This window comes from Pontibacter sp. LHS1 (assembly GCF_058932855.1).
Genome location: NZ_JBZYWF010000009.1, coordinates 70,978 through 94,129, shown reverse-complemented (window position 1 = coordinate 94,129; position 23,152 = coordinate 70,978). Strand labels below are relative to the sequence as shown.

The window sequence follows — 23,152 nt, the reverse complement described above, 5'->3', positions numbered from 1 at the left end:
ATGACAAGATGCATCTGGGTGCTTGTGTTTCTGCTAATGACAGGCACAGCTTCTTCACAAGTTCTGAATAATCAAGCACAGAGCAATACGATTGACTACGGTCAGCCCCAACAGTACCGCATTGGGGGCATTGAGTTTACTGGAATCAAATTCCTGGATCCTACTGCGCTTACTGGTATTACTGGTCTTAAGATTGGCGACGAGATCACGGTACCAGGCGAAGACATAAGCCGTGCCATTCAAAAGTTGTGGGACCAGGGCCTCTTGGGTGATGTAGACGTGTACGTAACCCGCATCGAAGGTAACCAGATCTTCCTGAACTTTGACCTGAAAGAGCGCCCGCGTCTGTCTCGTTTCGAATTCAACGGCATCAACAAATCGCAGCAGGATGCCCTTCGAGAGAAGATCAACCTGATCAGGGGGAAAGTGGTAACAGATGCTGTGCTCAACCAAACGCGTAACGTCATACGCAAATATTACGCTGAAAAGAGTTACCTCAACGCCAAGATCAATATTGTGCAGCGACCTGACTCGCTGCTGCCAAACAGTGTGGTGCTGAACATTAACATTGACAGAGGTGATAAAGTAAAAATCTCTGAGATCATCTTCGAAGGCAATGAGGCATTTGCCGACAAGAAACTGCGCCGCCAACTTAAGAAGACCAAAGAAAAGCGCTTCTATAAGATTTTTACTTCGTCCAAATTCCAACGCTCAGAATACGAGAATGATAAGCAGCTTCTGCTAGACTTCTACAATTCAGAAGGCTATCGTGATGCAATTATCGTGTCAGACACAGTATATAATACAAGTGAAGATCGTCTGGGTATCCGAATCACGCTTGATGAAGGCAACCGCTACTACTACCGTAATATTACCTGGAACGGAAACTACCTGTACGAGGATGAATACCTGACCCGTGTACTAGGTATAAATAAGGGTGATGTATACAACAAGCAGGAACTCGACAAACGCCTGAACTATAATCCTGCGGGTGTAGACGTATCTGCGCTATACCAAAATGACGGCTACTTGTTCTTTAATATTGATCCGGTAGAGGTGACTGTGGAAGGTGATTCAATCGACATCGAGATGCGTGTGTCAGAAGGTCCGCAGGCGACAATCAGCAAAGTAACGGTGACAGGCAATACAAAAACCAGTGACCATGTGGTGCTTCGTGAGATCCGTACCTTGCCCGGTCAGAAGTACAGCCGCGAAGATTTGATCCGCTCTCGAAATGAACTGGCAAATTTAGGTTACTTCGACCCTGAAACAATTGGACTGAACCCAATGCCGAACCCGGAAGAAGGAACAGTAGATATTAACTATACCGTGTCAGAGCGTCCGAATGACCAGATCAGCCTTTCAGGAGGTTGGGGTGGCCCGATCGGAGCGGTAGGTACAGTAGGTCTTACCCTGAACAACTTCTCTACACGTAAGTTGTTTAAGCTGTCGGAGTGGAGACCGCTTCCAAGTGGCGATGGTCAGCGTCTGAACCTGAACGTGCAGGCCAACGGCCGCTTCTACCAGTCCTACTCCTTCTCATTTACAGAACCGTGGTTAGGTGGTCGTAAGCGAAACTCACTTACGGCAAGTGTATTCAAAACCATCCGCCGTGACCCAAGAGCTGATGTGGATAGCCGCCTAAACGTAGACGGTGCCGCGCTTAGCTTAGGCCGTACCTTAAACTGGCCAGACAACTTCTTCCAGTTAAGTCACTCTCTGAGCTATAACCGCTATACCCTGAAAAACTTCAACCTGTTTGGTGGTTTCAACAATGGTGTATCGAACAGTATATCACTGAACAACACACTGGCACGTGTAAGTATAGATAACCCAACATTCCCTCGCAGAGGTTCTAATATTGCACTTAGTGTGAACCTGACGCCACCCTATTCGCTGTTTTCTGAACAGCGCAACAACTATGAGTATGTTGAATTCAATAAATGGATGCTCGATGCATCGTTCTTCATGAATTTGGCAGGGAATTTGGTATTGAACACACGAGCCCACTTTGGCTTCCTGAACAACTACAACTCGAAGACAAGTATTGGTCCGTTTGAGCGTTTTAGATTAGGAGGTAACGGTTTAGGTGGCGCCAACATTTTTGTAGGCACCGACTATATTGGTCTGCGTGGTTATGATGACGAGTCTGTAATCAATAACCCGGATCCAACCTTGGTCAACACAGGAGGTGTTGCTTACAATAAGTTTGTAATGGAGGCGAGGTATCTGATCTCTCCTAACCCGGCAGCTACGATCTATGGTTTGACATTCCTGGAAGCAGGTAATAGCTTTGGATCTTACGACCGATACAATCCATTTAAGCTGTATCGCTCAGGTGGTGTGGGTGTGCGTATCTTCATGGCAGCCTTCGGTCTGTTGGGCTTTGACTACGGCTGGAGATTTGATGATGTGCCAGGACGTCCGGAGATGAAGCGTGGACAGTTCCACTTCATGATCGGGCAGCAGATACGATAATGAATTAGTATGAAAAAGTTTTTGTTCATCTTTTTAGCCGGGTTTTTCCTATCGACTGTTTCACAGGCGCAGAAGTTTGGCTATATTGATTCTAACTTCATCCTGAGCAAGATGCCGGCATACGCCAAAGCACAGGTGGAGCTAGACAAGCAAAGTGCGGCCTGGCAGAAGGAGATAGAGGGGATGTACCAGGCGGTTGAGAAGATGAAGGAAGACTTTAAGGCCGAGGAGGTGCTTCTGACCGAAGAAATGAAGAAGAAGCGCCAGGCTGAGATATCACGCAAAGAAAATGAAGTGCGGGAGTATCAGCGCAAGGTATTCGGTTTTGAAGGTATGATGTTTAAGCGACGTCAGGATTTGATCAGACCTATTCAGGACGAAGTCTTCACTGCAGTTGAGAAAGTCGCTAAGGCAAGAGGCCTGCAAACGGTATTTGATAAATCAGGAGATCTGATCATGATCTATACCAATCCGGTGCATGATTATACAGAGTATGTGCTGGAAGAGCTGGGACTTGCTACCGATAAGCAGAATGTGCCAGGCAAGCAGCCGAAAGATGCACTGGTAGACGATCCAAACAGTTTACCTGAAACAGGTATAGAAAACGAGGAGAATCAGACGCAGCAGACTAAGCAAAAGACGCCTCCAACAAAAAAGAAGTCAAACAACTAAACAACAAGAATAACAAATTAACCATCCAATCATGAACAAAATCAAATTTTTAGTAGTAGCGTTTTTCTTTATCAGCTTCGCATCTTTTGCGCAGACAAACGAGCAGGCAACTAAGATAGGATATGCTAACGTAGAAGAGATTCTGAGCAAGATGCCGGAAAGAACAGCCATGCAGAAAGAGTTGGAAACTTACGGACAGAAACTACAGGAGCAGTTTGCAACTAAGGAGACTGAGTATAACAACAAACTGCAGGCTTATCAGAAAGGCGCCTCCACTATGGATAAAGTAGTGCGCGAAGACAAAGAGCGTGAGCTGGTGAACCTGGAGCAGTCAATTCAGAAGTTCCAGTACGATGCCCAGATGTCTATTCGTGAGAAAGAGCAGTCACTGATTCAGCCCGTACTTGTAAAGATCGAGAATGCCATCAAAGAAGTAGCGAAGGAGAACGGTTACCTTTATATCCTGAGTGAGCAGGCAATTTTGGAAGGTCCTGACAGCGGCAACATCAATAACCTGGTATTCAAGAAACTGGGCGTGGACCCTAACAAGCAGCCAGCAGCAGCTCAGCAGGCACAGCCACAGCAGCAGCCAGCTGCCGCTAAGCCAGCAACTACAACTCCAGCTAAGAAGAAAAAATAAGTAGTACTCCTTTGTGAGTTCAGGAAAGCCGATGTTCTATACTTCGGCTTTCTTTTTGTTTATACCTAAAGCTAGTACCGTGATTGACTTTGAAGAAGAAGAGCAGGACAGTATAGAGGATTCAGACGAATTGTATGAGCACCACCGTATTGTGGTGGATAAAGGCCAGGCGCTGCTGCGCATCGATAAGTTCCTGATGGATCGGCTGCCTAATGTGACCCGTAATAAGTTACAAGGCGCTATACGCTCCGAATCAGTACAGGTGAACCAAAAGCCTGTGAAGGTAAGCTATAAGGTGAAGCCGCTGGATGTAATCACCATTACGTTGGCTACACCTCCTCGTGATACTGAGATCATTCCGGAGGATATCCCGATTAATATCATGTATGAAGATGAGGAGCTGCTCATCATTAACAAAGAGCCAGGTATGGTGGTACATCCAGGATTTAACAACTGGTCAGGGACATTGGTAAATGCACTTACCTATCACCTGCAGCAACTTCCGATTACCCGCAACGGAGAGGGGCGCCCTGGCCTTGTACATCGCATTGATAAAGACACCTCAGGCTTGCTTGTGATTGCGAAGACTGAGTACAGCATGGCTTTTCTGGCAAAGCAGTTCTTTAAGCACACAATCGAGCGCACCTACTATGCATTAGTTTGGGGTGTGCCAAAGCAGGATGAAGGCACCATAGTAGGTCATGTAGGACGTAGTGCAAAGGATAGAAGAGTAATGACCGTATACCCGAACGGAGAGTTTGGGAAGCATGCCGTAACCCATTACAAGGTGCTGCAAAAGTTTAAGTACGTGTCGCTGGTGCAGTGCAACCTGGAGACTGGTCGGACACACCAGATAAGAGCCCATATGAAGTACCTGGGGCACCCCTTATTCTCAGACGCCACCTACGGAGGAGATAAGATATTGCAGGGTATGCCAACAGGTTCTTATAAGACATTTGTTGAGAACGCTTTTAAGTTAATGCCCCGGCAGGCGCTGCATGCCAAGTCACTAGGCTTTATTCATCCGACTACAAAGGAGTTTATACAATTCAACTCTGAATTGCCGGATGACTTTCAGGCGGCACTCGAAAAGTGGTCACTGTACGAAAATCAGTAATAACTTAGAATCACTTTTTTGATTAGGTATAGCCATACAAAAAGCCCGCTCCATTAGGAGCGGGCTTTTTGTATGCTTGATTTACAGGTTAAGATTAACGTCTCTTTTTTTGAGAGGGAGTCTTGTTGATCTCAGCCAGGGCCGTTTCAGCCTGTGTATTAGTTGGGTCTAGTGTTTTTACCTCTGTCCAGTGTTTGATAGCGTTGTCACGCTCACCTTTCAAATAGTAATAATAGCCCAGGTAAGTATTGGCTTCGATTAACTCCTTCTTATATTTTTCTTTCTCACCGTTTGTAAGCTTGATAAACTCTTCGTAGTGAGGCTTCGCCAAACCTTGCTCAGTTTCAGGGTCCAGGTTAGACTGTGCACGGGCTCTCCACAGGTGTGCGTAAGCATAAGTAGGGTTGGCGTCCGTGATCTTCTTATAAGTCTCGTCAGCCTTCTCGTACTGCTCAGCCATCATGTAAGCGTTACCCAGGTGGAAGTAGTCGGTATTAGAAGCTCCCAGTTTCTCCTGCTTTCTGTTGTAAACCTCTACAGCTTTGTCAAACTGCTTCTCACGGGCATACATATTAGCCAGGTCATAGTAAAGCTCTGGTTTAGTAGGTTCTAATGCAATAGCTTTCTCCAGGTTCTCTACAGCTTTTGCAGGCTGGTTGTTTCTAGCCAGGATTCTGCCATAGTACTCGTAGTCGCTTGCAATCAGGCTATTCTGGTCTACCTTGCTCAGGTAGTTTTCCATTGCCTTAAGAGCTTCTTCTGGTTTGCCAAGCTCAAGGTATGAGTAAGCCAAAAGACGGTTCATTGTCTTGTTGTTAGGCTCCGATTTTAGCACTTCCTGTACTTCACGCAGCGTACCTTCATAATCTTTTGTCAAGAAAAGGAAAGAGGCATACTTAGCACGAGTTGCAGGCGTGTTTTCAGACATGTCTACAAACTGCTTGAATGTAGACAGGGCTCTGTCATACTGACCGGCAAAGTAGTAAAGCTCACCAAGGTCACTGTACGCAGGGGCATAGTTTGGATCTAGTTCGATTGCCTTCTTATAAGCTTCTTCTGCTTCATTATAGTTACGTGAGCTAGTGTAAAGCTGGCCTCTTCTCAGGTGAGCCTTTGGCGACTTGTCGTTGATGCGGATGGCATTGTCATAGCTTGTCATAGCCTGACCACCATTGCCCAGCTTCAGATAAGCATCACCCATCAAGAGATATGCCTCAGCATTATTCTTATCACGCTCAACTGCCTGCTTCAGGTACTCAATTGCTTTGTTATAGTCCTGCTCTGTTGCCTCAGGAGCCATTAGATAAGCTTCACCAATACTAGCAAGTACGTGAGAGTCCTTTTTGCCACGCTTCATAGCATCAGCAAAGTGCTTCTCTGCGCCGGCACGATTGCCTTTGGCCATTTCTACTTTACCAAGTCCTACCATGTTGATGGCTGACTTGGAGTTCTTAGCCAAGCCTTGGTTAAAGTAGTAGGCTGCTGAGTCAATGTTCTCAGAACGGAGGTATACATCACCCAGTCCAAAATAAGCATTGTCAGCGTTCTTGTTGTTCAACTGAGATTTATAAATAGACTTAGCCTCCTGATAGCGCCCCAGGTCAACCGCTTTACGGCCCTGATCGCCAGACTGCGCAAATGCCGCTGCTGTAGGGAACATGGCAGCTACCAGCAAAGCATATTTCCAGTTATTTGTCATTGTTAGTTTAATTTAGGTTGTGTTATTATTGTTTGTATTGGTTAATCCTGTCTGAATTTACTCGCTCTATTATTAAAGCCCACTATACGTACTGGCATAGTGGCAGGCACAAGCCCTGACTTTAATATAATACGTTGTCCACGGTCACTTGCTACATAGGATGCAAAACCTGTGCCAAGACCCGCACGGCCCTCAGTACTAATGATATACCAGAACCTTCTGAGCGGGTATTCTCCCTGCGCAATGTAAGCCTGGTACGGCTGAAAATAACTATCTGTTGTTACGGGATTATCTTCAGCACTTACTCCTACTACCTTCACCTGGCTTAAAAAATTGAGCGAAGTTGTATCATCGCGGTCGCTTATCCAGTTCACACCAATCACCCCAATTGCATTCTCGTTTTTTGCAACATAGTCTATCAGTGCAGGGTGGGAGTTACTAGCGGAGGCTGTAGGAGGCAATGGTTGACCTGCCATCAACGTATCACGCATGTATCTTGCTGTACTGGAGTTGTTGTTGTCAAACACGATGGCAATGTCTCGCAAACTGCTCTCAGGGTTCAACTGCTTCCAGCTGGTAATCTTTCCTGTAAAGATGTCCCGTAGTTCGTTCATAGTCAGGAGAGTATCCTGATTTTTGTTGTTAACAATAAGAGCAACGGCATCAATGGCAATTTTGGTATACCTGGGCGTCAGCTTTCGCTGATCAAAAATCTCTTTTTCCTGATCTGTCATCTTGCGCGATACAATTGCGATTCGCGTGCTGTCATTGATCAGGTCCTCAAATACCTTGCCCTCTGCCTTGTACTGCGCATTTATATTGGCGTATTTATAGATACCCTCAAATGTGCTTACCTGGCTTTCTATGATTGGTTGGAAGGTCTCATCTACGCTTATGCCGATGGTACCAGTCGTTGAGGTGTCGCGTTTTGTTTCAAGGTTGTCTCCACAAGCTGCAAGTGCAACCAGTCCGAGCCCCAAAACCACTTTGGCTGCTTTAATCATCTTATCTGTCTCTCCTTGATTTGGAATTAACCTGATATGCTCTCACAAATCGTATGAGGCCATACAGTATAAGCGTTCCACCAAAGATGGTACGTGCCGTTTGCGACATGTCCAGGTTATACTGCTCCTCATCCATGAAGATGATAAATAGTCCCAGCGCTACATATACCAATGTCATCAGCATGCCAAAATAGCGTGCAAATTTGTTGAAAAATGTAACAGACGGTTTTTCGTCTTCTCGCCTTGGTCGTAGCATGTTCAGGTTTGCCTATATATGTAGGCCTAAATTTAAGGTTTATACTTTAAAAACTAAAGCAGAAGCCATGCTATGTGTAGATTAGCTTCTGCTTTATACTTTATATTATGATTTATCGTTGCAAGTTGAATCGTATTGGTAGAGTATAACGTACTGCAACAGGTTTTCCATTTTGTCTGCCTGGTGTCCAGTCAGGCAAGCTTTCAATAACTCGCAGTGCCTCTTCATCGGTTCCGAAGCCCAATCCTTTCAATACAGTTGCATTGGTTACTTTACCGTTTCGGTTTACTACAAAGCTTACAATAACTATGCCTTCTATTTGTTCCGTGATTGCCTGACGCGGGTAGCGTATTTTTTTACCTATGTAGCGCATAAGGGCTGCTTCCCCTCCCTCAAATGAAGGCATCTCCTCGGCAAAGTCAAATACACTATTTCCTTCTCCGCCTGCAGGACCTGTTGTGCCGGTGTTAACGTCTGTTTCTATACCTTCCAGATCTATACTGCTTAATAATTCACCATCGGTATTTTGAGTTCCGATGATGGCTCCTTCCATCTGTTGTTGAGTAGGAGGGACTTCATCCGGACCAGGATGCGAATCTGGTACAACAGTAGGGGTAGGATTTCTGACAGTTTTGATTTGTTTTTCCTGTACAGGAACTACTGCTTGCTGTACTGGTTCTGGATTCTCTTTTGGCGGTGGTGGTAATAACGGTTGATCTATTATAATTACCCTTTTATCCTTTTCAGAATCATGCTTCGTTGTATGTGTTATTTCATGTTTACCAATAATAAGTGGCCAGCCAAGCCCAGTAGTAAAGATGCTTGTTGCTAATAATGCCGCTGTTAAAATGTGCTTGCTGTAATCCTTTCTGAGTACGTAAGCTCCATAAGCTTTATTTCTTGCCGCAAACACTACATTATTAAAGGTCATGTCGAATAAATAGTTTTCTTTCATGGCGCATAAGTTTTAGAAGTGAAGCAGTATTACCTGCATTTTCTTATTAGATGCACCACTAGCTATTTTTCCACAAGCCGTCTTATTATTTTTTCATACAATACATTCTTTGAGATAATGCATGGCCCTTTGTGAACTAGCGCATATAAAAAAAGGCCCTCCTAGGAGGGCCTTTTTTTATTGTTATGGAATCAGATTTACTTGATAGCAAATCGTACTGGCAATGTATAGCGAACAGGTACTGATCGCCCGTTCTGCTTACCTGGAGACCACTTTGGCATTGTTTTCACAACGCGTACAGCTTCTTCGTCAGTACCAGAGCCCAGGCTCTTCACAACCTCAATTTCTGAGATTTCGCCTGTGCGGCTTACTACGAACGAAAGTACTACCAGGCCTTCTACACCGGCACGTTGTGCAGCAGCTGGGTAGCGGATGTTCTTGCCAAGATACCTCATCATTTCGGTTTCGCCACCTGGGAATTCAGGCATCTGCTCCACGTAAGTATATGGCTTTTCTTCTACTACTTCAGCAACTACATCGCTGGTACCGTCGATGTCTCCCAAATCAAGTGGAGCACCTTTAACACCTTCAACGTTTTTAGTACCAATGTCGATGTCTTCCAATTCCTTCTGATCTGGCACTTGTTCCTCTTCCACAACTTCAGCGTCACGCTTCACTACTGGAGGCGTAAACTTCACCTGTGCACGCACTGGTGGCGGCGGCGGTGGAAGATCTGGTGGCGGCGGTGGCGGTGGCGGCGTCGCTTCATCAATTGGTGGTGGTGGTGCTAACTCTACCTCTGTTACAATACGTTCTACTGGTACCACGACTTCCTCTTCTTCAAATAACTTAGCAATCAGTGGAATACTGATCAGAAGCGCAAAGATTGAGATAGCCATAATGGCTGCGGTAGTAACATGCTTATTGTACAGTCGACGTAGTAGGTAGGCGCCATACGCTCTGTTTCGTCCGGCAAAGACGATGTCGTCGAGCGATGCTTTTTCTAACTTACTAGTTTCCATGTGTTACTGTCCAGTTATGTCCTGAATCAACTGCTTGTCATTGTCGTTGATCTCAACAATAGCAAAGCGGTTGGTGTCAGTGATTTTCAATTCATCTAAAATATCTACTACGTTCTTGTAGCGAGACCCCTCCATTGGTTTAACGAGTACCGTCATTTTCTGATTTCCGCGCACTTGAGGCGAAATCAATACTTTTCTGATACCGTTGGCCGAGTAGTCGGTTGTTTGAACTTCCGGATTTTCGGCTGGATCACCGAGACCAAAGTAGTAGTATACTCTGTCATTCTCCCCTAAGACAATCGTCATTGCGTTACTCGCTTTCAGAGCAATTTGCTCATCTTCGGTGTCCGGCTTCACAGGCATGTTGATTTCCATGGTCTGTGGCTTGCTGAACGTAGTAGTAAGCATGAAGAAAGTCAACAGAAGGAATGCAAGGTCTACCATGGGTGTCATGTCCAGATGGACAGACATTTTTTTGGCCCTTTTCTTACCACCTTTACCGGAGTCGGCTTTTTCTTGTATTTCTGCCATTTTTTAGCTCCTTTTTATTAGAGGTTAGTAGGTCTATTTTCCATGTCCGTAATCAGGTTGAACCTGTTGATCTTACGTTCCTGCAGCGTATCCATTACTCTTTTTACGGTAGGATAGCTTACATCCACATCCCCTTTTATTGCGATCACAACTTTAGGGTTTGTTAAGCGGGTCTGGTGTACCCAGTCACCTAGTTCATTTCTGGCTGAGTCAACTGGTATACCTGGCTGATTCACGTTTTTGCGATCAGCAGGCTCCATGGCCAGATACGACTTGAGTTGGTTCACCGGTACACCGAAGTTGGTCAACAGAGAGAAGGTCTTACGCTCTTCTTCTGTAAAGCTAACGCCGTACTTGGAGCCCATCTTGTCAAGCAACGCTTCTTTAGTTCCCTGCCCATCAACACCAAAGAACACTCTGTCCTCTTTGTCTACCGTGATGGTGATGATGTTGGTGTCAGGAAGTTTGATCTCTGATACAGAGGATGGTGTATCTACAACCACTGCCTCTTCAGGAGCAAACTTTGTTGTCAACATAAAGAAAGTAACCAGCAAGAAGGCCAAGTCCACCATCGGCGTCATATCCAACGACGGTTTGGTTCTTTTTACTTTTACTTTAGGCATTTTATTGGGTTATAGCGATTAGATAGTTGAATGAGGTCTTACAGTGTTTGCTGCAGTTTCGTGCTGCGAAGCGAACGTAGAGATGATGCTGAAGCCAGCTTCGTCAATGCTGTAAGTTAATTCGTCAATCTTGCTGGTAAAGAAGTTATAAGCAATGATCGCGATAGCAGAACCAGTTACACCAAGAGCCGTGTTGATAAGGGCCTCAGAGATACCGTTTGCAAGAGCTACTGCGTCCGGAGAACCTGCTGTTGCAAGAGCCGAGAACGCCTTCACCATACCTAGTACCGTACCGATCAAACCTGTAAGTGTAGAAACCGAAGCGATAGTAGAGATAATCACCAGGTTTTTCTCCAGCATTGGAAGCTCCAGTGACGTAGACTCTTCAATTTCTTTCTGAATAGCGGCTACTTTTTCAGCTTTAAGCAGTTCTGGCTCGTTCTGCATTTCTTTGTACTTAAGCAGACCAGCTTTTACTACGTTACCAACAGAACCTTTCTGAGCGTCGCAGGCAGCAATAGCACCGTTGATGTCACGCTGGTTCAATTTCTGAGAGATTGTACGTACGAATCCGGCAACGTTCTTAGTTCCTTTTGCTTTGCTGATTGTAAGCGAACGCTCGATCGCAAAGATGAAAACCAGAAGGTTAAGCGTCAAAAGGATAGGTACTACCCAACCACCTTTATAAACAATACCCAGGTAGTTGTCTGGAAGTGGATGGTTCGCATTGTCACCGCCTTCAAAGTTGGCAGGATTACCGAATACGAACATATAGATAAGTACACATGCAATAAATGCAACCGGAATTACGATAGTGGCAAATAGAGAGGAAGTTGTACCGCTCTTTTGTTCTACATTAGCATCTTTGCTCACTACTGCAGTCTTTTTTTCCATTTTGTTTAAAAGTTTAAAGTTTAGCTGTTTGTGTTGTAATTAAATCGATTGTGTAATATAAGAATGTAATTGTTTTGGATTTAGTTCTTTATTGGTTTTGCAATTTCTGCTTTTTCCGCAATTTTCAAACGATTTCAAGCTTTAAATTTTGAAAAATCACGACTTAATACCGTAAAGTCTGTCTAAAACAAATTTTTCTCTGTTTTAGCCTAAGGCGAATATTGCGCCTTTACAAATATATTTTATTTTAAATTCTTATCCAAAGTTTAAACTTCATACAGCTTGCTCTTTTTAGCCTGCCATACCTCTTATTGCCTGTCAAACAGAGGTTTGTGCACCATAATGGGGAGCGATAAACTCTGATTGTAACGTGGCAATAATGCATGCAATAAGTGGGGTTCCTGTAATAGTAATAAAACAGGTGCGCGTTATTTAGAGAAGTGCAAAGCGTTCAAACTATTTGGTTGTAATAAAAATAAATGAAACTAAGTTTGCTTGAGTCGTGCCTGAGAACAAATGGAATCATAAATATAATGCATGTTTGACTTAAATGTATGCATGCCTATCTTTTTTTTGCCTGATTCCAGTAAATGTCCATTTCATTTAAGGACAAGTCCTGTAGTCGTTTGCCATCTTTAGAGGCTTCCTCTTCCATGTACTGGAACCTATCTATGAATTTCAGATTGGTTTTTTCGAGTGCTTCTTCTGGGTTAATGTCAATAAAGCGGGCAAAGTTAATGAGTGAAAAGAGCAGGTCCCCAAATTCACTGGTTGCTTTTAGATGGTCGATGGACTGGAGGTCTTCTGTATTAAACTCAGATTCAAATTCATTCAATTCCTCCTGTACCTTTTTCCATACCTCAGACTTGTCATCCCAATCGAAACCTGCTCCACGGGCCTTCTCCTGTATGCGCATGGCTTTTACAAGCGCAGGCAATGAGGCTGGTACGCCACCCAGCACCGATTTGTTGCCTTCTTTCAGCTTCAGGCGCTCCCAGTTCTGCTTTACTTCTTCTTCTGTATTGGCTGTAGCATCCCCGTAGATGTGCGGATGTCTGAAAATAAGCTTCTCGCAAAGTGAGTTCAGGACGTCCGCTATGTCAAAGGCCTTTTGCTCAGAGGCTATTTTAGCATAAAAAACCATATGGAGCATTATGTCTCCTATTTCTTTTTTTATCTCCTGCATATCCTGCCTGATAATGGCGTCGGATAGTTCATAAGTTTCCTCAATAGTCAGGTGACGCAGGCTTTCTATGGTCTGCTTCCTGTCCCAGGGGCATTTCTCGCGTAGTTCATCCATCACGTCCAGCAGGCGGTCAAATGCCTGTAATTGACGTCCTCGTGGGCTATCTTCAAATTTTTGCGTGTCATTCATAATTACAAAGATAGTAAAATCATCTGTGGCGAAGTTGTACTGCAGAGCGTTGCAGCGCTAGTGCTAAGATACTCTTTAAATATAAGATGCAGTAAGCAGCTAAATTCCATAAACTGCTAAACCTTAAAACTAAATTATTACTTTTGCAGCTGAAAAAAATATTCTCGTAGTGGCTTTAATAAAATCAATTTCAGGAATCAGAGGTACGATTGGGGGGCAGGCCGGAGAGGCGCTCACTCCCGTGGACGTGGTAAAGTTTGCCGCCGCTTTCGGTACCTGGGTGTTGCAGACTACTGGCAACAATACCATCATTGTAGGACGCGATGCACGCCTTTCTGGTGACATGGTGAACAAACTGGTTTGCGCGACCCTGCAGGGCTTGGGTATAAATGTGGTCGATCTGGGGCTGTCAACGACGCCTACTGTGGAGATGGCCGTGCCTGACTATAAAGCTGGCGGCGGTATCATCCTGACAGCAAGCCACAACCCAAAGCAGTGGAATGCGCTCAAGCTGCTCAACCAGAAAGGCGAGTTTATCTCTGATGCTGAAGGCAAACTGGTGCTGGAACTGGCAGACAAGGAAGCCTTTGAATTTGCGCAGGTAAACGACCTGGGTAAATACCAGCGTGATGACGAAGCCTTGCAAAAGCACATCGATGCTATTCTGGCACTGCCGCTAGTAGATGTAAATGCTATCAAAGAAAAAGACTTCAGCGTAGCTATCGACTGTGTCAACTCTTCCGGAGGTATAGCGATACCGATGCTGCTGGAAGCTTTGGGAGTAAATAAGGTGGAGAAGCTGTTTTGCGAGCCGGACGGAAATTTTCCGCACAACCCGGAGCCGCTGCCAGAGAACCTGCGCGAGATTTCCCGCGTGATCGAAAAAGGCAAGTTTGACCTAGGTATAGTAGTGGACCCGGATGTGGATCGCCTGGCCCTGATCAATGAAGATGGCAGCATGTTCGGTGAAGAGTATACCTTAGTGGCTGTGGCTGATTATGTGCTGAAGAATCAGGTGGGTAACACTGTTTCCAACCTCTCCTCAACAAGAGCATTGCGTGACGTGACTGAGAAGGCTGGAGGCAATTATTTTGCCGCTGCTGTGGGTGAGGTAAATGTGGTGAATATGATGAAGGCGGAAAATGCTATCATAGGTGGCGAAGGTAATGGAGGTATAATCTACCCTGAACTGCACTATGGTCGTGATGCGCTGGTAGGTATAGCTTTGTTCCTGACACACCTGGCTAAGTCAGGTATGAGCATGACGCGCCTGCGTGCCAGCTACCCGAACTACTACATCTCCAAAAATAAAATAGAGCTGACTCCTGAAGTGGATGTAGACCAAGTGCTAATCCAGATGCAGGAGCGCTATGCCAAGCAGCCGATCAACACGATTGACGGTGTGAAGATTGAGTTTGACAAGGAGTGGGTGCACCTTCGTAAGTCCAACACCGAGCCGATCATTCGCATTTATGCTGAATCGGAGAGCAACGCTACGGCCGAGCACCTGGCCAACAAGATCATTGCTGACATCAAAGAGATCATTTCGACAAAAGCGTAATGTGTTGTTGCTGTAGCATATTAATTAACTAGCAATCAGAGGTTGCGCCAAAGGAGAAATCAAGCTTTTTCTCCATTGGCGCAACTTTTTTTTATACTTTAGTAGTTCGTTTAAGAGAATCCAATACAAAATATCATGCGTGTTTATTTAGATAATGCAGCTACCACCCCTCTGGACAAAGAGGTTTTTGATGCCATGGCACCTTTTATGCTCGAGCACTTTGGCAACCCTTCTTCCATCCATTCACATGGGCGTGAGGTGAGGTCTGCTATCGAAAAGGCCCGTCGCACGGTAGCTACTTTGATTAACACGTCGCCTGCGGAGGTGTTCTTCACTTCCGGCGGTACTGAGGCTGATAACGCTGCTATTGTCTGTAGCTGCCGTTCGCTGGGTATAAAGCACGCCATCACAACGAAGCTGGAGCATCATGCCGTGCTGCATACTATGGAGATGCTGGAAAAGAACGGAGAGGTGCAGCTGAGCTACCTGCGCCATGATGAACGCGGCAACCTGGACCTGGAGCACCTGGAGGAACTGCTGGCTAATCAGCCACGCACGATCGTTTCCATCATGCATGCCAATAATGAGATTGGTACTTTGAATGATATTGAAAAGATCGGGGAGATCTGCAGAAAGTACGACGCTATTTTCCACTCCGACACCGTGCAGACCATGGGCCACTACAAGCATGATGTGCAGCAGATCGGGGCGAACTTTCTGATCGGTTCTGCGCACAAATTTCATGGGCCAAAAGGTGTGGGCTTCCTGTACTGTGATGCGGCCACCAAAATTCAACCGCTGATTCAGGGTGGTGCGCAGGAGCGAAACATGCGTGGCGGCACTGAGAACGTGTATGGTATTATCGGTCTGGCCAAGGCGCTTGAGATTGCCTACCGTGATATGGAGGAGCACCAGAAGCGCATACAGGGGCTGAAGGACCGCATGATCTACAAGCTACGTCAGCAGATGGAGGATGTGAGCTTCAACGGGATGTCAGAGTTTGCTGACAAGAGTTTGTATACCGTGCTCAACGTGAGTCTGCCTGCTTCTGATATCAACGAAATGCTGTTATTCAGCCTGGACATCGCCAAGATTTCGGCTTCGGGTGGAAGTGCCTGCAGCAGCGGCGCCAATGCCGGTTCGCATGTGCTTCGTGCTTTGGGCGTAGATCAGGCTCGAGGTTCTGTTCGCTTCTCTTTCAGCAAGTATAACACAGAGGCTGAGATCGACTATGTAGCCGAAACACTTGCCAAGATGTATAAAAAGGAGCTGGCCTAGGTATAGCCAGGCGTCTTTCAAAATATTAAAAGGCTTCAGCAGTAATGCTGGAGCCTTTCTTTGTGGAACAAAAATTTATAGGAGAACAAGGTATAGCAATGAGAAGTATAGGCGTTTTTTGTGGAGCCAATGCAGGTGTAAACCCAATGTACAGTGAGTCTGCAGCACGACTAGGTGAACTGATGGCGGCACAAGGTATAAAGCTGGTATACGGCGGCGGCAACGTGGGGCTGATGGGTGTGATTGCAGATGCCGTGCTAGCTAGTGGCGGTATAGGTATAGGCGTTATTCCGCAAAGCCTGGTTGACAGGGAAGTAGCTCACCGAGGACTGCAGGAACTGGTTGTTGTGGAGACAATGCACGAGCGGAAAGCCATCATGGCGGCTCGTTCCGATGCATTTATCGCTATGCCCGGCGGCTTCGGTACATTCGACGAGATCTGCGAAATCATCACCTGGAATCAGCTAGGCATCATCAAAAAGCCGGTGGCCTTCTATAATATAAACGGCTATTGGGATAAATTTTTCGAGATGATTGATCATACCGTAAGTGAAGGCTTTGTGAAAGGTGACCAGCGCGAAAACCTGATTGTGGAAAGTGAAGCTGAGGTGCTGCTAGAGAGAATAAGGGCTTACGCCGACGCCACATCTGACTACTGGGTTGATTTTAAGAGGATATAAGTTGTTGATTGTTAGTTGCTGATTGTTAATTGCTGTGCCCTCGCCGCTTGATGACCAGCAATGCTTGTAGGGACAGGTAGCGACCTGTTCAAATTTTGCGCAGTTACAGCTATGCTGTTTGTATGGATTAAGGACGAACTGACCTCTCTTTGGCACCCGTCAACGATGTGAAACAGAAGAGCCGCTGCAAATATTTGCAGCGGCTCTTCTGTTTTTATACCTGCTAAGGAGGAGCTATACCTGCAGATACATTTTCAAATTCTCAGCCTCCACATCCTCAAATTTTCAGATCCGTCTAATTCTCCAGGACCATGTTCTTCAGCGCCTCCACCCACGTGTCGTTGGAGTTAAGGCTTTCTACCAGCACCCACTTCTCGCCGCCGGCGTGCTCGAACTCTTCTCTAAACTCCTCACCAACCTCTATGGTCGTTTCGAGGCAGTCAGCTACAAAAGCAGGACTGAAGGCGAGTACCTTTTTGATGCCTTTGGCGGGCATGGTCTTCAATACTTCGTCAGTGTAAGGCTGCAGCCACGGATCTTTGCCCAGTCGCGACTGGAAAGCGACGGTATACTGGTCTTCTTTCAGGCCTAATTCAGCAGCTAGCAAGCGGGAAGTTTCAAAGCAGGAAGCACGGTAGCAGTAGCGGTTACGCTTGTTGTAACTGTTGCAGCAGGAACCTAGTTTGCAATAACCTTTATCGCTGCCTTTCAGAATCTGCCGCTCCGGCACACCGTGGTAGCTGAACACCACATGGTCGTAGTTGTCTTCGGCCATATACTTCTTGCCCAACTCAGCAAAGGCGTTAATGAAGCCCGGATCGTCGCAGTAAGTCGAGATGAAGTTGATGCTCGGAATGATCCACCAGTCCTTCACGATCTCCATGATCTTGTCCTGCACCGAACCGGTGGTAGCGGAGGCGTACTGCGGGAAAAGCGGTACCACGATGATGCGGGACACACTCTTATCGCGGAGTTCGTCCAAGGCGCTTTTAATGCTTGGACTTTGGTAGCGCATACCGAAGGCCACATGATAATCGTCGCCTAGGCTAGTCTGCAGTTTGGCCTGCAGGTCGCGGCCATGGTACATCAGCGGAGAGCCGCGGTCAGTCCAGAGCTGCTGGTATACCTTGGCAGACTTCGGTGCACGAAAAGGAGCGATCACGCCATTCACCAGTGCATAACGTCCCACAGGGTTTATATCAATCACGCGCGGGTCCAGCAGGAACTCACGCAGGTACTTTCTAACATCAGGAGTGCTGGGCGTATCCGGTGTACCTAGGTTCACCAGTAAAACCCCAATCTTGCCTGTTTTTTTCTTGCTCATCTAAATCAATAGTGCTTTTTGCTATACAAAGATACGAAGTATAACGAGTTAGTTATGATCGATAGTTTCTATACCCTGATAGAGGAAGGTATGGAGTAAAGACAAAAGCGGAAGGAAATGTTTAAATCTTTACGCACTCGTTTACTTCACCACTCATTCGAAACTTCTAAATCCACACATTTTCACGGGGTTTCGTAAAAAAGAAGTAATTTTGCATCCTCAAATTTTAATTATGTCACAAGCTCCGCACAAAGCCGGTTTTGTAAGTATAGTAGGTAAGCCAAATGTGGGGAAATCCACGCTCATGAACGCCCTGGTAGGGGAGAAGCTGTCTATTATCACGTCCAAAGCCCAGACCACCCGTCATCGTATCATGGGTATCCTGAATGGCGATGATTTCCAGATCGTGTACTCTGACACTCCCGGCATCATCAAGCCGCAGTACGCTTTGCACGAGTCCATGATGAGTTTTGTGCGCACTTCGCTGGAGGACGCCGATATTATCCTGTTTGTGACCGATATCTACGAGAAGCACGACGAGGATGATGTGATTAAACGTTTGCAAAATGCTGAGGTGCCAATCCTGCTGCTGATCAACAAGATTGACCAGGCCACAGAGGAAGAGGTGAACGAGAAAGTGGCTTACTGGCAGGAGAAGATGAACCCGACCGAGATCCATCCGATTTCAGCCTTACACAACTTTGGCGTAGAGCAATTGTTCAGTCGTTTGATGGCTTTGCTGCCCGAGCACCCGGCTTTTTATCCGAAAGATGAACTGACTGACAAGCCCGAGCGTTTCTTTGTGTCTGAGATGATCCGCGAGAAGATCTTCCTCAACTACAAAAAAGAAATTCCCTACAGCACCGAAGTGGTGGTAGAGGAGTTTAAAGAGGAAGAAGACATCATCCGTATCCGTGCCGAAATCAGTGTGGAGCGCAAGAGCCAGAAAGGTATTGTGATTGGCCATAAAGGCGAAGCGCTGAAGAAAGTAGGCACGCAGGCCCGCCTGGATATGGAACAGTTTTTCCAGAAAAAGATATTTCTTGATTTATACGTGCGCGTGAACGAGAACTGGCGAACCGACCAGAAGCTGCTACGCCGATTCGGCTACAGCGAGTAGCGCACCATTAAAGCTTCGGGGCAAGGTGCTCCGGGGGCACTTTAACTATTTTATTTTTATTAGATGTCAACCAACATCATTGCAATCGTAGGCCGCCCTAACGTGGGCAAGTCTACACTTTTTAATCGCCTTGTAGGGCGCCGCCAAGCCATCATGGATAACGAAAGCGGCGTAACCCGCGACCGTAGCTACGGGCACGGCGACTGGATCGGCAAATATTTCACCGTGATTGACACAGGTGGTTATGTGCATGGATCCGACGATATTTTTGAAGGAGAAATCAACAAGCAGGTAGAGCTGGCGATCAAAGAAGCCGATGTGATCCTGTTCATGGTAGACGTGGAGGCCGGCCTGACTGGGTTGGACGAAGAGTTCGCCAACGTACTACGCCGCACCGACAAGCCTATCTATGTAGTGGCCAACAAAGCCGATACCAATGCGCGTGCTCATCAAATGGGCGAGTTTTATGCACTGGGTCTAGGTATAGACATCTTCCCGATCTCATCCCAGAGTGGTTCCGGTACAGGTGAGTTGCTGGACGAGGTGGTGAAACACTTTAAAACTGAAGGTATAGAGGATCCGGATGCAGGTATACCCAGGCTTGCCGTACTGGGTCGCCCGAACGTGGGCAAGTCTTCCTTCGTGAATATGCTACTGGGCGTGGAGCGAAACATCGTAACCGACATAGCCGGTACTACCCGCGATGCCATCGACTCGCGCTACAATGCCTTTGGCAAAGAGTTCATCATTGTCGACACAGCTGGTCTGCGCCGCAAGAGCAAAGTGAGCGAAGACATTGAGTTTTACTCCGTGATGCGCTCCGTGCGTGCTTTGGAAGATGCCGATGTGTGTATTGTGATGCTGGATGCTACCAGAGGGATAGAGTCGCAGGATGTGAATATTATCTCGCTGGCCGAGAAAAACCGCAAAGGCATCGTGATTCTGGTGAACAAATGGGATCTGGTAGAGAAAGAGACGAATACGACCAAGGAGTTTGAAGAGAAGATACTGGAGGCAATTGCGCCGATCAAGTACGTGCCGATCATCTTTACTTCTGTTGTGACAAAGCAGCGTGTGCACAAGGCCGTTGAAACAGCGATGGAGGTATACGAGCAGAAAACACGTAAAATCTCTACTTCGAAGCTGAACGACAAGATTCTGCCGGATATCGAGCGTTACCCGCCACCATCCGTGAAAGGAAAGTTCATCAAGATCAAGTATGTGACGCAGCTGCCGACGCACAACCCAACGTTTGCGTTCTTCTGCAACCTGCCGCAGTACGTGAAGGAGCCTTACACACGCTACCTGGAGAACAGCATCCGCAAGCATTTTGGCTTCGAGGGTGTGCCGATCAAAGTGTTGTTTAAGAAAAAATAAGAGCTTCTATATCAATATATTCAGATATACTGTTATATTTGATGCTTCATCTTTAACCAATCACAAAACATTATGAAAAAAGTATTCGGTTTACTATTCGTTGCAGGTCTTTTCACATTTGCATCATGCAATAACGCAGAAGAAACTGCAACTGATGTTGAAGCTACTGAAACTGAAACTGTGGAGACAGTTGACGTTGAGACTGACATGGAGATGGACACTACATCTGTAATGGAAGACACAACTACTGTTCAGTAATCACACTAGTACCAGTACTACCACCTGACCATGTGGTCAGGCAAAAGAAAAAAGCACTCCATGGAGTGCTTTTTTTTATATATGCCAAAACCTATACATACTGACCGCGTATTGCAAGAAGCTTATTTCTCACCTTAACCAACTTAATATGAAAAAGCCAATTTTAATGATGCTTGTGGCAGGTTTGCTCACTTTCTCTTTCACATCATGCGAAACGCGTGAAGAAAATTCGCAAGAAAGAATGGAAGACACCGCAGAAGATGTAGGCGACGACGTGGAAGATGCCGCTGAAGAAGTAGAAGACGAAACAGAAGAAGCTGTACAATAAAATATCTACAACATAAAAAACGGCAGGCCCTTTGAAGGGTGTGCCGTTTTTTATGTCTGCAATCAGGTATATGATCACGGACCAAGCCGTTTCTGGATCATACTGTTGACCAGCGCAAAGAGCCGTTTTGGCGTATAGGTGCGCCAGTGTAGCTCGTCCAGAGTGCCACCTGAGTTGATGTACGAGTCTATGTTGTAGCTGCGCATTTCGCTGAGCACAAAGTCACGGAAGCTGATGGCAGCGATCCAGCCTTCCTCCACATCCTCAAACCACTCTTCGTAATAATCGTCTTCGGAGCCGTGGAAGTTGAACACATTCTCGCCTATCAGTATGAAATGTTTGATTCCTTCCTGCACGAGTGGGTCAATGATGTTACGCTTGAGCTTCATTATGTCATTGTTCAGCGCATCGTTCCACTCCCCGATAAACTCGATTACGGCAAATCCCAGGTCGTAGTCGGTATATAATATTTTCAGGAAGAGCGTTTCGGAATCTATGTCGTCCCACTGCGGGTGTATGTAGTAGCCGTAGATGGTATGGGTGTAGTGTGTCAGGCTGTTCTCGGCTCCATACAGTGGAGAGCGAGGATCGTCGGAAGCTGAATAGAGCTCCAGCCAGTTGTAAAAGGGTTCGATCGTGTGCATATATCAATTCATTTTGCCGCCTATGCCACTGGCAGGCATTTGTCTGTCTACTCTAAGATTTTGGACAAAGTTGGCTATATTTAAGGAAGAAATCGCCTGATTAGTCAACTCCTGCGTGCTGATGCAGGTATAAGCAGGTACAAAATGGCCGCAAGATATGCTAAGGCTGCCCCGAGTACGTTATAACATAGCACGTTCCAACTGAAAACACCACTCATTTTCTATGCAGTTCACATTCAGCTTCAATTTTTTAAGACAGACCATCTCTTTACTTCTCCTGCTTGTAGTGCTGAGTTACGGCAGTCAGGCGCTTGCGAAAGCAAATTATATTAAAGAGTACCATCCTCGAATCAACAAAGCTGAAAGGCTGGTGATGGCAAAGGACTACGAAGGGGCACTGGAAACTTACCAGCAAGCCTTTTCAGCTGTACCCAAGGGCTTTGCCCGCGACTATTACAATGCCGCAGTATGTGCAACCCTCACTGGCAACGAAAAACAAGGTATAGACTACCTTGAGAAACTGGTACAAAAAGGAGTGACCCTGGAGTACCTGGAGCAGCAGGAGGTGTTTGAACTGCTGCGAGCCCACAAAGGCTGGAAAAAGTTTGCCAAAAAGTATCCGAAGCGCCGCAAAGCCTTTCGTGAGAATATGAATATAGACTTGCGTGCCGACCTGGACGAGCTGTGGGCCCGTGACCAGTTCTTCCGGCAGGCGAAGGGAGGCCTGCGCGTGCATGCCGATACGATCAGAAAGATAGAAGCTGATAATGTGAAAAGGCTGCTGGCCTGGATCAGCAAGCACGGTTATCCGGGGGAGGAACTGATAGGAGTGCCCGATACGCTGGAGACGCTGCCACGCTTCAGTATTGTGATTCAACGCCAGACTTCTGCCCGTAATGGCTTCGACTTCACGCCTGTGCTTACCCAGGCAGTGCAGGAGGGCAAGCTCGACCCGCATGCGGCGGCTTACCTGATGGACCAGCAGCAGGGCAAGAATCTGTATCGGTCTAAAGTGCTGGCGCGTGTGATCTGCAACAAACCGGAAGACTGCAAAGACGACGAAGAGTTCGGAGACCTGTCGAGTCGCTACCTGATCCAGCGCATGAGCGAGGAGGAAGAGGCGCAGGCGAACGAGCTTCGGCAGGCGCTTGGTCTTGAACCTGTAGCCGATTACCGCGAGAAAATGCGTTACGCCATGAAAGATGACCGCTTTAAGCTAGGGTATGACTGGGCGGTGACCAATTACAAAGTTCCAAGCAAAGAAGCCGCAAAAGTGCTTGTAGAAAGTATGGCCATCCTGGACTAGCAGCTCTTTA

23 protein-coding genes are annotated in these 23,152 nt (G+C 46.4%); 12 read left to right on the top strand and 11 right to left on the bottom strand.

Annotated elements, in window-relative coordinates; translation table 11 throughout:
- From bamA to AC5FXQ_RS16600, 4 genes are read left to right on the top strand one after another with little or no spacing between them, the layout of a single operon-like run.
- The gene (bamA, locus tag AC5FXQ_RS16615; RefSeq protein ID WP_493603537.1) at positions 1–2,478 is read left to right on the top strand and encodes an outer membrane protein assembly factor BamA; all 2,478 of its coding nucleotides are present in this window, start codon (positions 1–3) and stop codon (positions 2,476–2,478) included.
- Between the two features lie 9 nt (positions 2,479–2,487).
- Positions 2,488–3,150, top strand: a complete 663-nt coding sequence (locus AC5FXQ_RS16610; protein WP_493603536.1) for an OmpH/Skp family outer membrane protein — start codon at positions 2,488–2,490, stop codon at positions 3,148–3,150.
- Between the two features lie 31 nt (positions 3,151–3,181).
- Positions 3,182–3,790, top strand: a complete 609-nt coding sequence (locus tag AC5FXQ_RS16605; RefSeq protein WP_007657235.1) for an OmpH/Skp family outer membrane protein — start codon at positions 3,182–3,184, stop codon at positions 3,788–3,790.
- Between the two features lie 31 nt (positions 3,791–3,821).
- Positions 3,822–4,907 carry an RluA family pseudouridine synthase gene (locus AC5FXQ_RS16600; protein ID WP_493603599.1) on the top strand — a complete coding sequence of 362 codons (1,086 nt, stop codon included), beginning with the start codon at positions 3,822–3,824 and terminating at the stop codon, positions 4,905–4,907.
- A gap of 94 nt (positions 4,908–5,001) precedes the next feature.
- On the opposite strand, the gene AC5FXQ_RS16595 is transcribed toward AC5FXQ_RS16600, so the two are convergent.
- The 9 genes from AC5FXQ_RS16595 to mazG all read right to left on the bottom strand — a co-directional run bounded on the left by AC5FXQ_RS16595 (position 5,002) and on the right by mazG (position 13,266).
- Entirely contained in the window at positions 5,002–6,606 is a 1,605-nt protein-coding gene (locus tag AC5FXQ_RS16595; protein ID WP_493603535.1) for a tetratricopeptide repeat protein, read from the bottom strand.
- A gap of 41 nt (positions 6,607–6,647) precedes the next feature.
- Positions 6,648–7,610, bottom strand: coding sequence for a PstS family phosphate ABC transporter substrate-binding protein (locus AC5FXQ_RS16590; RefSeq protein WP_493603534.1), 963 nt, complete (start codon positions 7,608–7,610; stop codon positions 6,648–6,650).
- Position 7,611: 1 nt separating this feature from the next.
- Positions 7,612–7,866, bottom strand: coding sequence for a hypothetical protein (locus AC5FXQ_RS16585; protein WP_299991173.1), 255 nt, complete (start codon positions 7,864–7,866; stop codon positions 7,612–7,614).
- Between the two features lie 112 nt (positions 7,867–7,978).
- The gene (locus AC5FXQ_RS16580) at positions 7,979–8,821 is read right to left on the bottom strand and encodes an energy transducer TonB (RefSeq protein ID WP_493603533.1); all 843 of its coding nucleotides are present in this window, start codon (positions 8,819–8,821) and stop codon (positions 7,979–7,981) included.
- Positions 8,822–9,018: 197 nt separating this feature from the next.
- Complete coding sequence (locus AC5FXQ_RS16575) at positions 9,019–9,843, bottom strand: energy transducer TonB (protein WP_493603532.1); 825 nt, start codon at positions 9,841–9,843, stop codon at positions 9,019–9,021.
- A gap of 3 nt (positions 9,844–9,846) precedes the next feature.
- Positions 9,847–10,314, bottom strand: coding sequence for an ExbD/TolR family protein (locus AC5FXQ_RS16570; protein WP_493603531.1), 468 nt, complete (start codon positions 10,312–10,314; stop codon positions 9,847–9,849).
- 77 nt (positions 10,315–10,391) lie between these two features.
- On the bottom strand, positions 10,392–10,997 hold the full coding sequence (locus AC5FXQ_RS16565; protein WP_493603530.1) for an ExbD/TolR family protein: 606 nt from the start codon (positions 10,995–10,997) through the stop codon (positions 10,392–10,394).
- An 18-nt stretch (positions 10,998–11,015) separates the two neighbouring features.
- Entirely contained in the window at positions 11,016–11,891 is an 876-nt protein-coding gene (locus AC5FXQ_RS16560) for a MotA/TolQ/ExbB proton channel family protein (RefSeq protein ID WP_076423275.1), read from the bottom strand.
- A gap of 562 nt (positions 11,892–12,453) precedes the next feature.
- A complete protein-coding gene (gene mazG, locus AC5FXQ_RS16555) occupies positions 12,454–13,266 on the bottom strand; it encodes a nucleoside triphosphate pyrophosphohydrolase (RefSeq protein ID WP_493603529.1) in 813 nt (270 codons plus the stop codon).
- Between the two features lie 169 nt (positions 13,267–13,435).
- Between mazG and glmM the strand changes: the two genes are divergently transcribed.
- The 3 genes from glmM to AC5FXQ_RS16540 all read left to right on the top strand — a co-directional run bounded on the left by glmM (position 13,436) and on the right by AC5FXQ_RS16540 (position 16,785).
- Complete coding sequence (gene glmM, locus AC5FXQ_RS16550) at positions 13,436–14,827, top strand: phosphoglucosamine mutase (protein WP_493603528.1); 1,392 nt, start codon at positions 13,436–13,438, stop codon at positions 14,825–14,827.
- A gap of 135 nt (positions 14,828–14,962) precedes the next feature.
- Positions 14,963–16,105, top strand: a complete 1,143-nt coding sequence (locus tag AC5FXQ_RS16545) for a cysteine desulfurase family protein (RefSeq protein ID WP_493603527.1) — start codon at positions 14,963–14,965, stop codon at positions 16,103–16,105.
- Between the two features lie 98 nt (positions 16,106–16,203).
- Positions 16,204–16,785 (top strand): LOG family protein, encoded by a 582-nt coding sequence (locus AC5FXQ_RS16540; protein WP_493603526.1) that lies wholly within the window; start codon positions 16,204–16,206, stop codon positions 16,783–16,785.
- Positions 16,786–17,080: 295 nt separating this feature from the next.
- On the opposite strand, the gene hemH is transcribed toward AC5FXQ_RS16540, so the two are convergent.
- Entirely contained in the window at positions 17,081–18,109 is a 1,029-nt protein-coding gene (gene hemH, locus AC5FXQ_RS16535) for a ferrochelatase (protein ID WP_493603525.1), read from the bottom strand.
- Positions 18,110–18,341: 232 nt separating this feature from the next.
- On the opposite strand from hemH, the gene era reads away from it, so the two are divergent.
- From era to AC5FXQ_RS16515, 4 genes are all read left to right on the top strand, one after another.
- A complete protein-coding gene (gene era, locus AC5FXQ_RS16530; RefSeq protein ID WP_493603524.1) occupies positions 18,342–19,229 on the top strand; it encodes a GTPase Era in 888 nt (295 codons plus the stop codon).
- A 63-nt stretch (positions 19,230–19,292) separates the two neighbouring features.
- Complete coding sequence (gene der / locus AC5FXQ_RS16525; protein ID WP_493603523.1) at positions 19,293–20,606, top strand: ribosome biogenesis GTPase Der; 1,314 nt, start codon at positions 19,293–19,295, stop codon at positions 20,604–20,606.
- A 72-nt stretch (positions 20,607–20,678) separates the two neighbouring features.
- Positions 20,679–20,864 (top strand): hypothetical protein, encoded by a 186-nt coding sequence (locus AC5FXQ_RS16520; RefSeq protein WP_493603522.1) that lies wholly within the window; start codon positions 20,679–20,681, stop codon positions 20,862–20,864.
- A gap of 166 nt (positions 20,865–21,030) precedes the next feature.
- The gene (locus tag AC5FXQ_RS16515; protein WP_493603521.1) at positions 21,031–21,192 is read left to right on the top strand and encodes a hypothetical protein; all 162 of its coding nucleotides are present in this window, start codon (positions 21,031–21,033) and stop codon (positions 21,190–21,192) included.
- 74 nt (positions 21,193–21,266) lie between these two features.
- Here AC5FXQ_RS16515 and AC5FXQ_RS16510 read toward each other — a convergent pair whose 3' ends face one another.
- Positions 21,267–21,836, bottom strand: a complete 570-nt coding sequence (locus AC5FXQ_RS16510) for a hypothetical protein (RefSeq protein WP_493603520.1) — start codon at positions 21,834–21,836, stop codon at positions 21,267–21,269.
- A 223-nt stretch (positions 21,837–22,059) separates the two neighbouring features.
- On the opposite strand from AC5FXQ_RS16510, the gene AC5FXQ_RS16505 reads away from it, so the two are divergent.
- Positions 22,060–23,142: a P-loop NTPase fold protein gene (locus AC5FXQ_RS16505; RefSeq protein WP_493603519.1), complete on the top strand. Its 1,083-nt coding sequence runs from the start codon at positions 22,060–22,062 to the stop codon at positions 23,140–23,142.
- Positions 23,143–23,152: the final 10 nt, after the last annotated feature.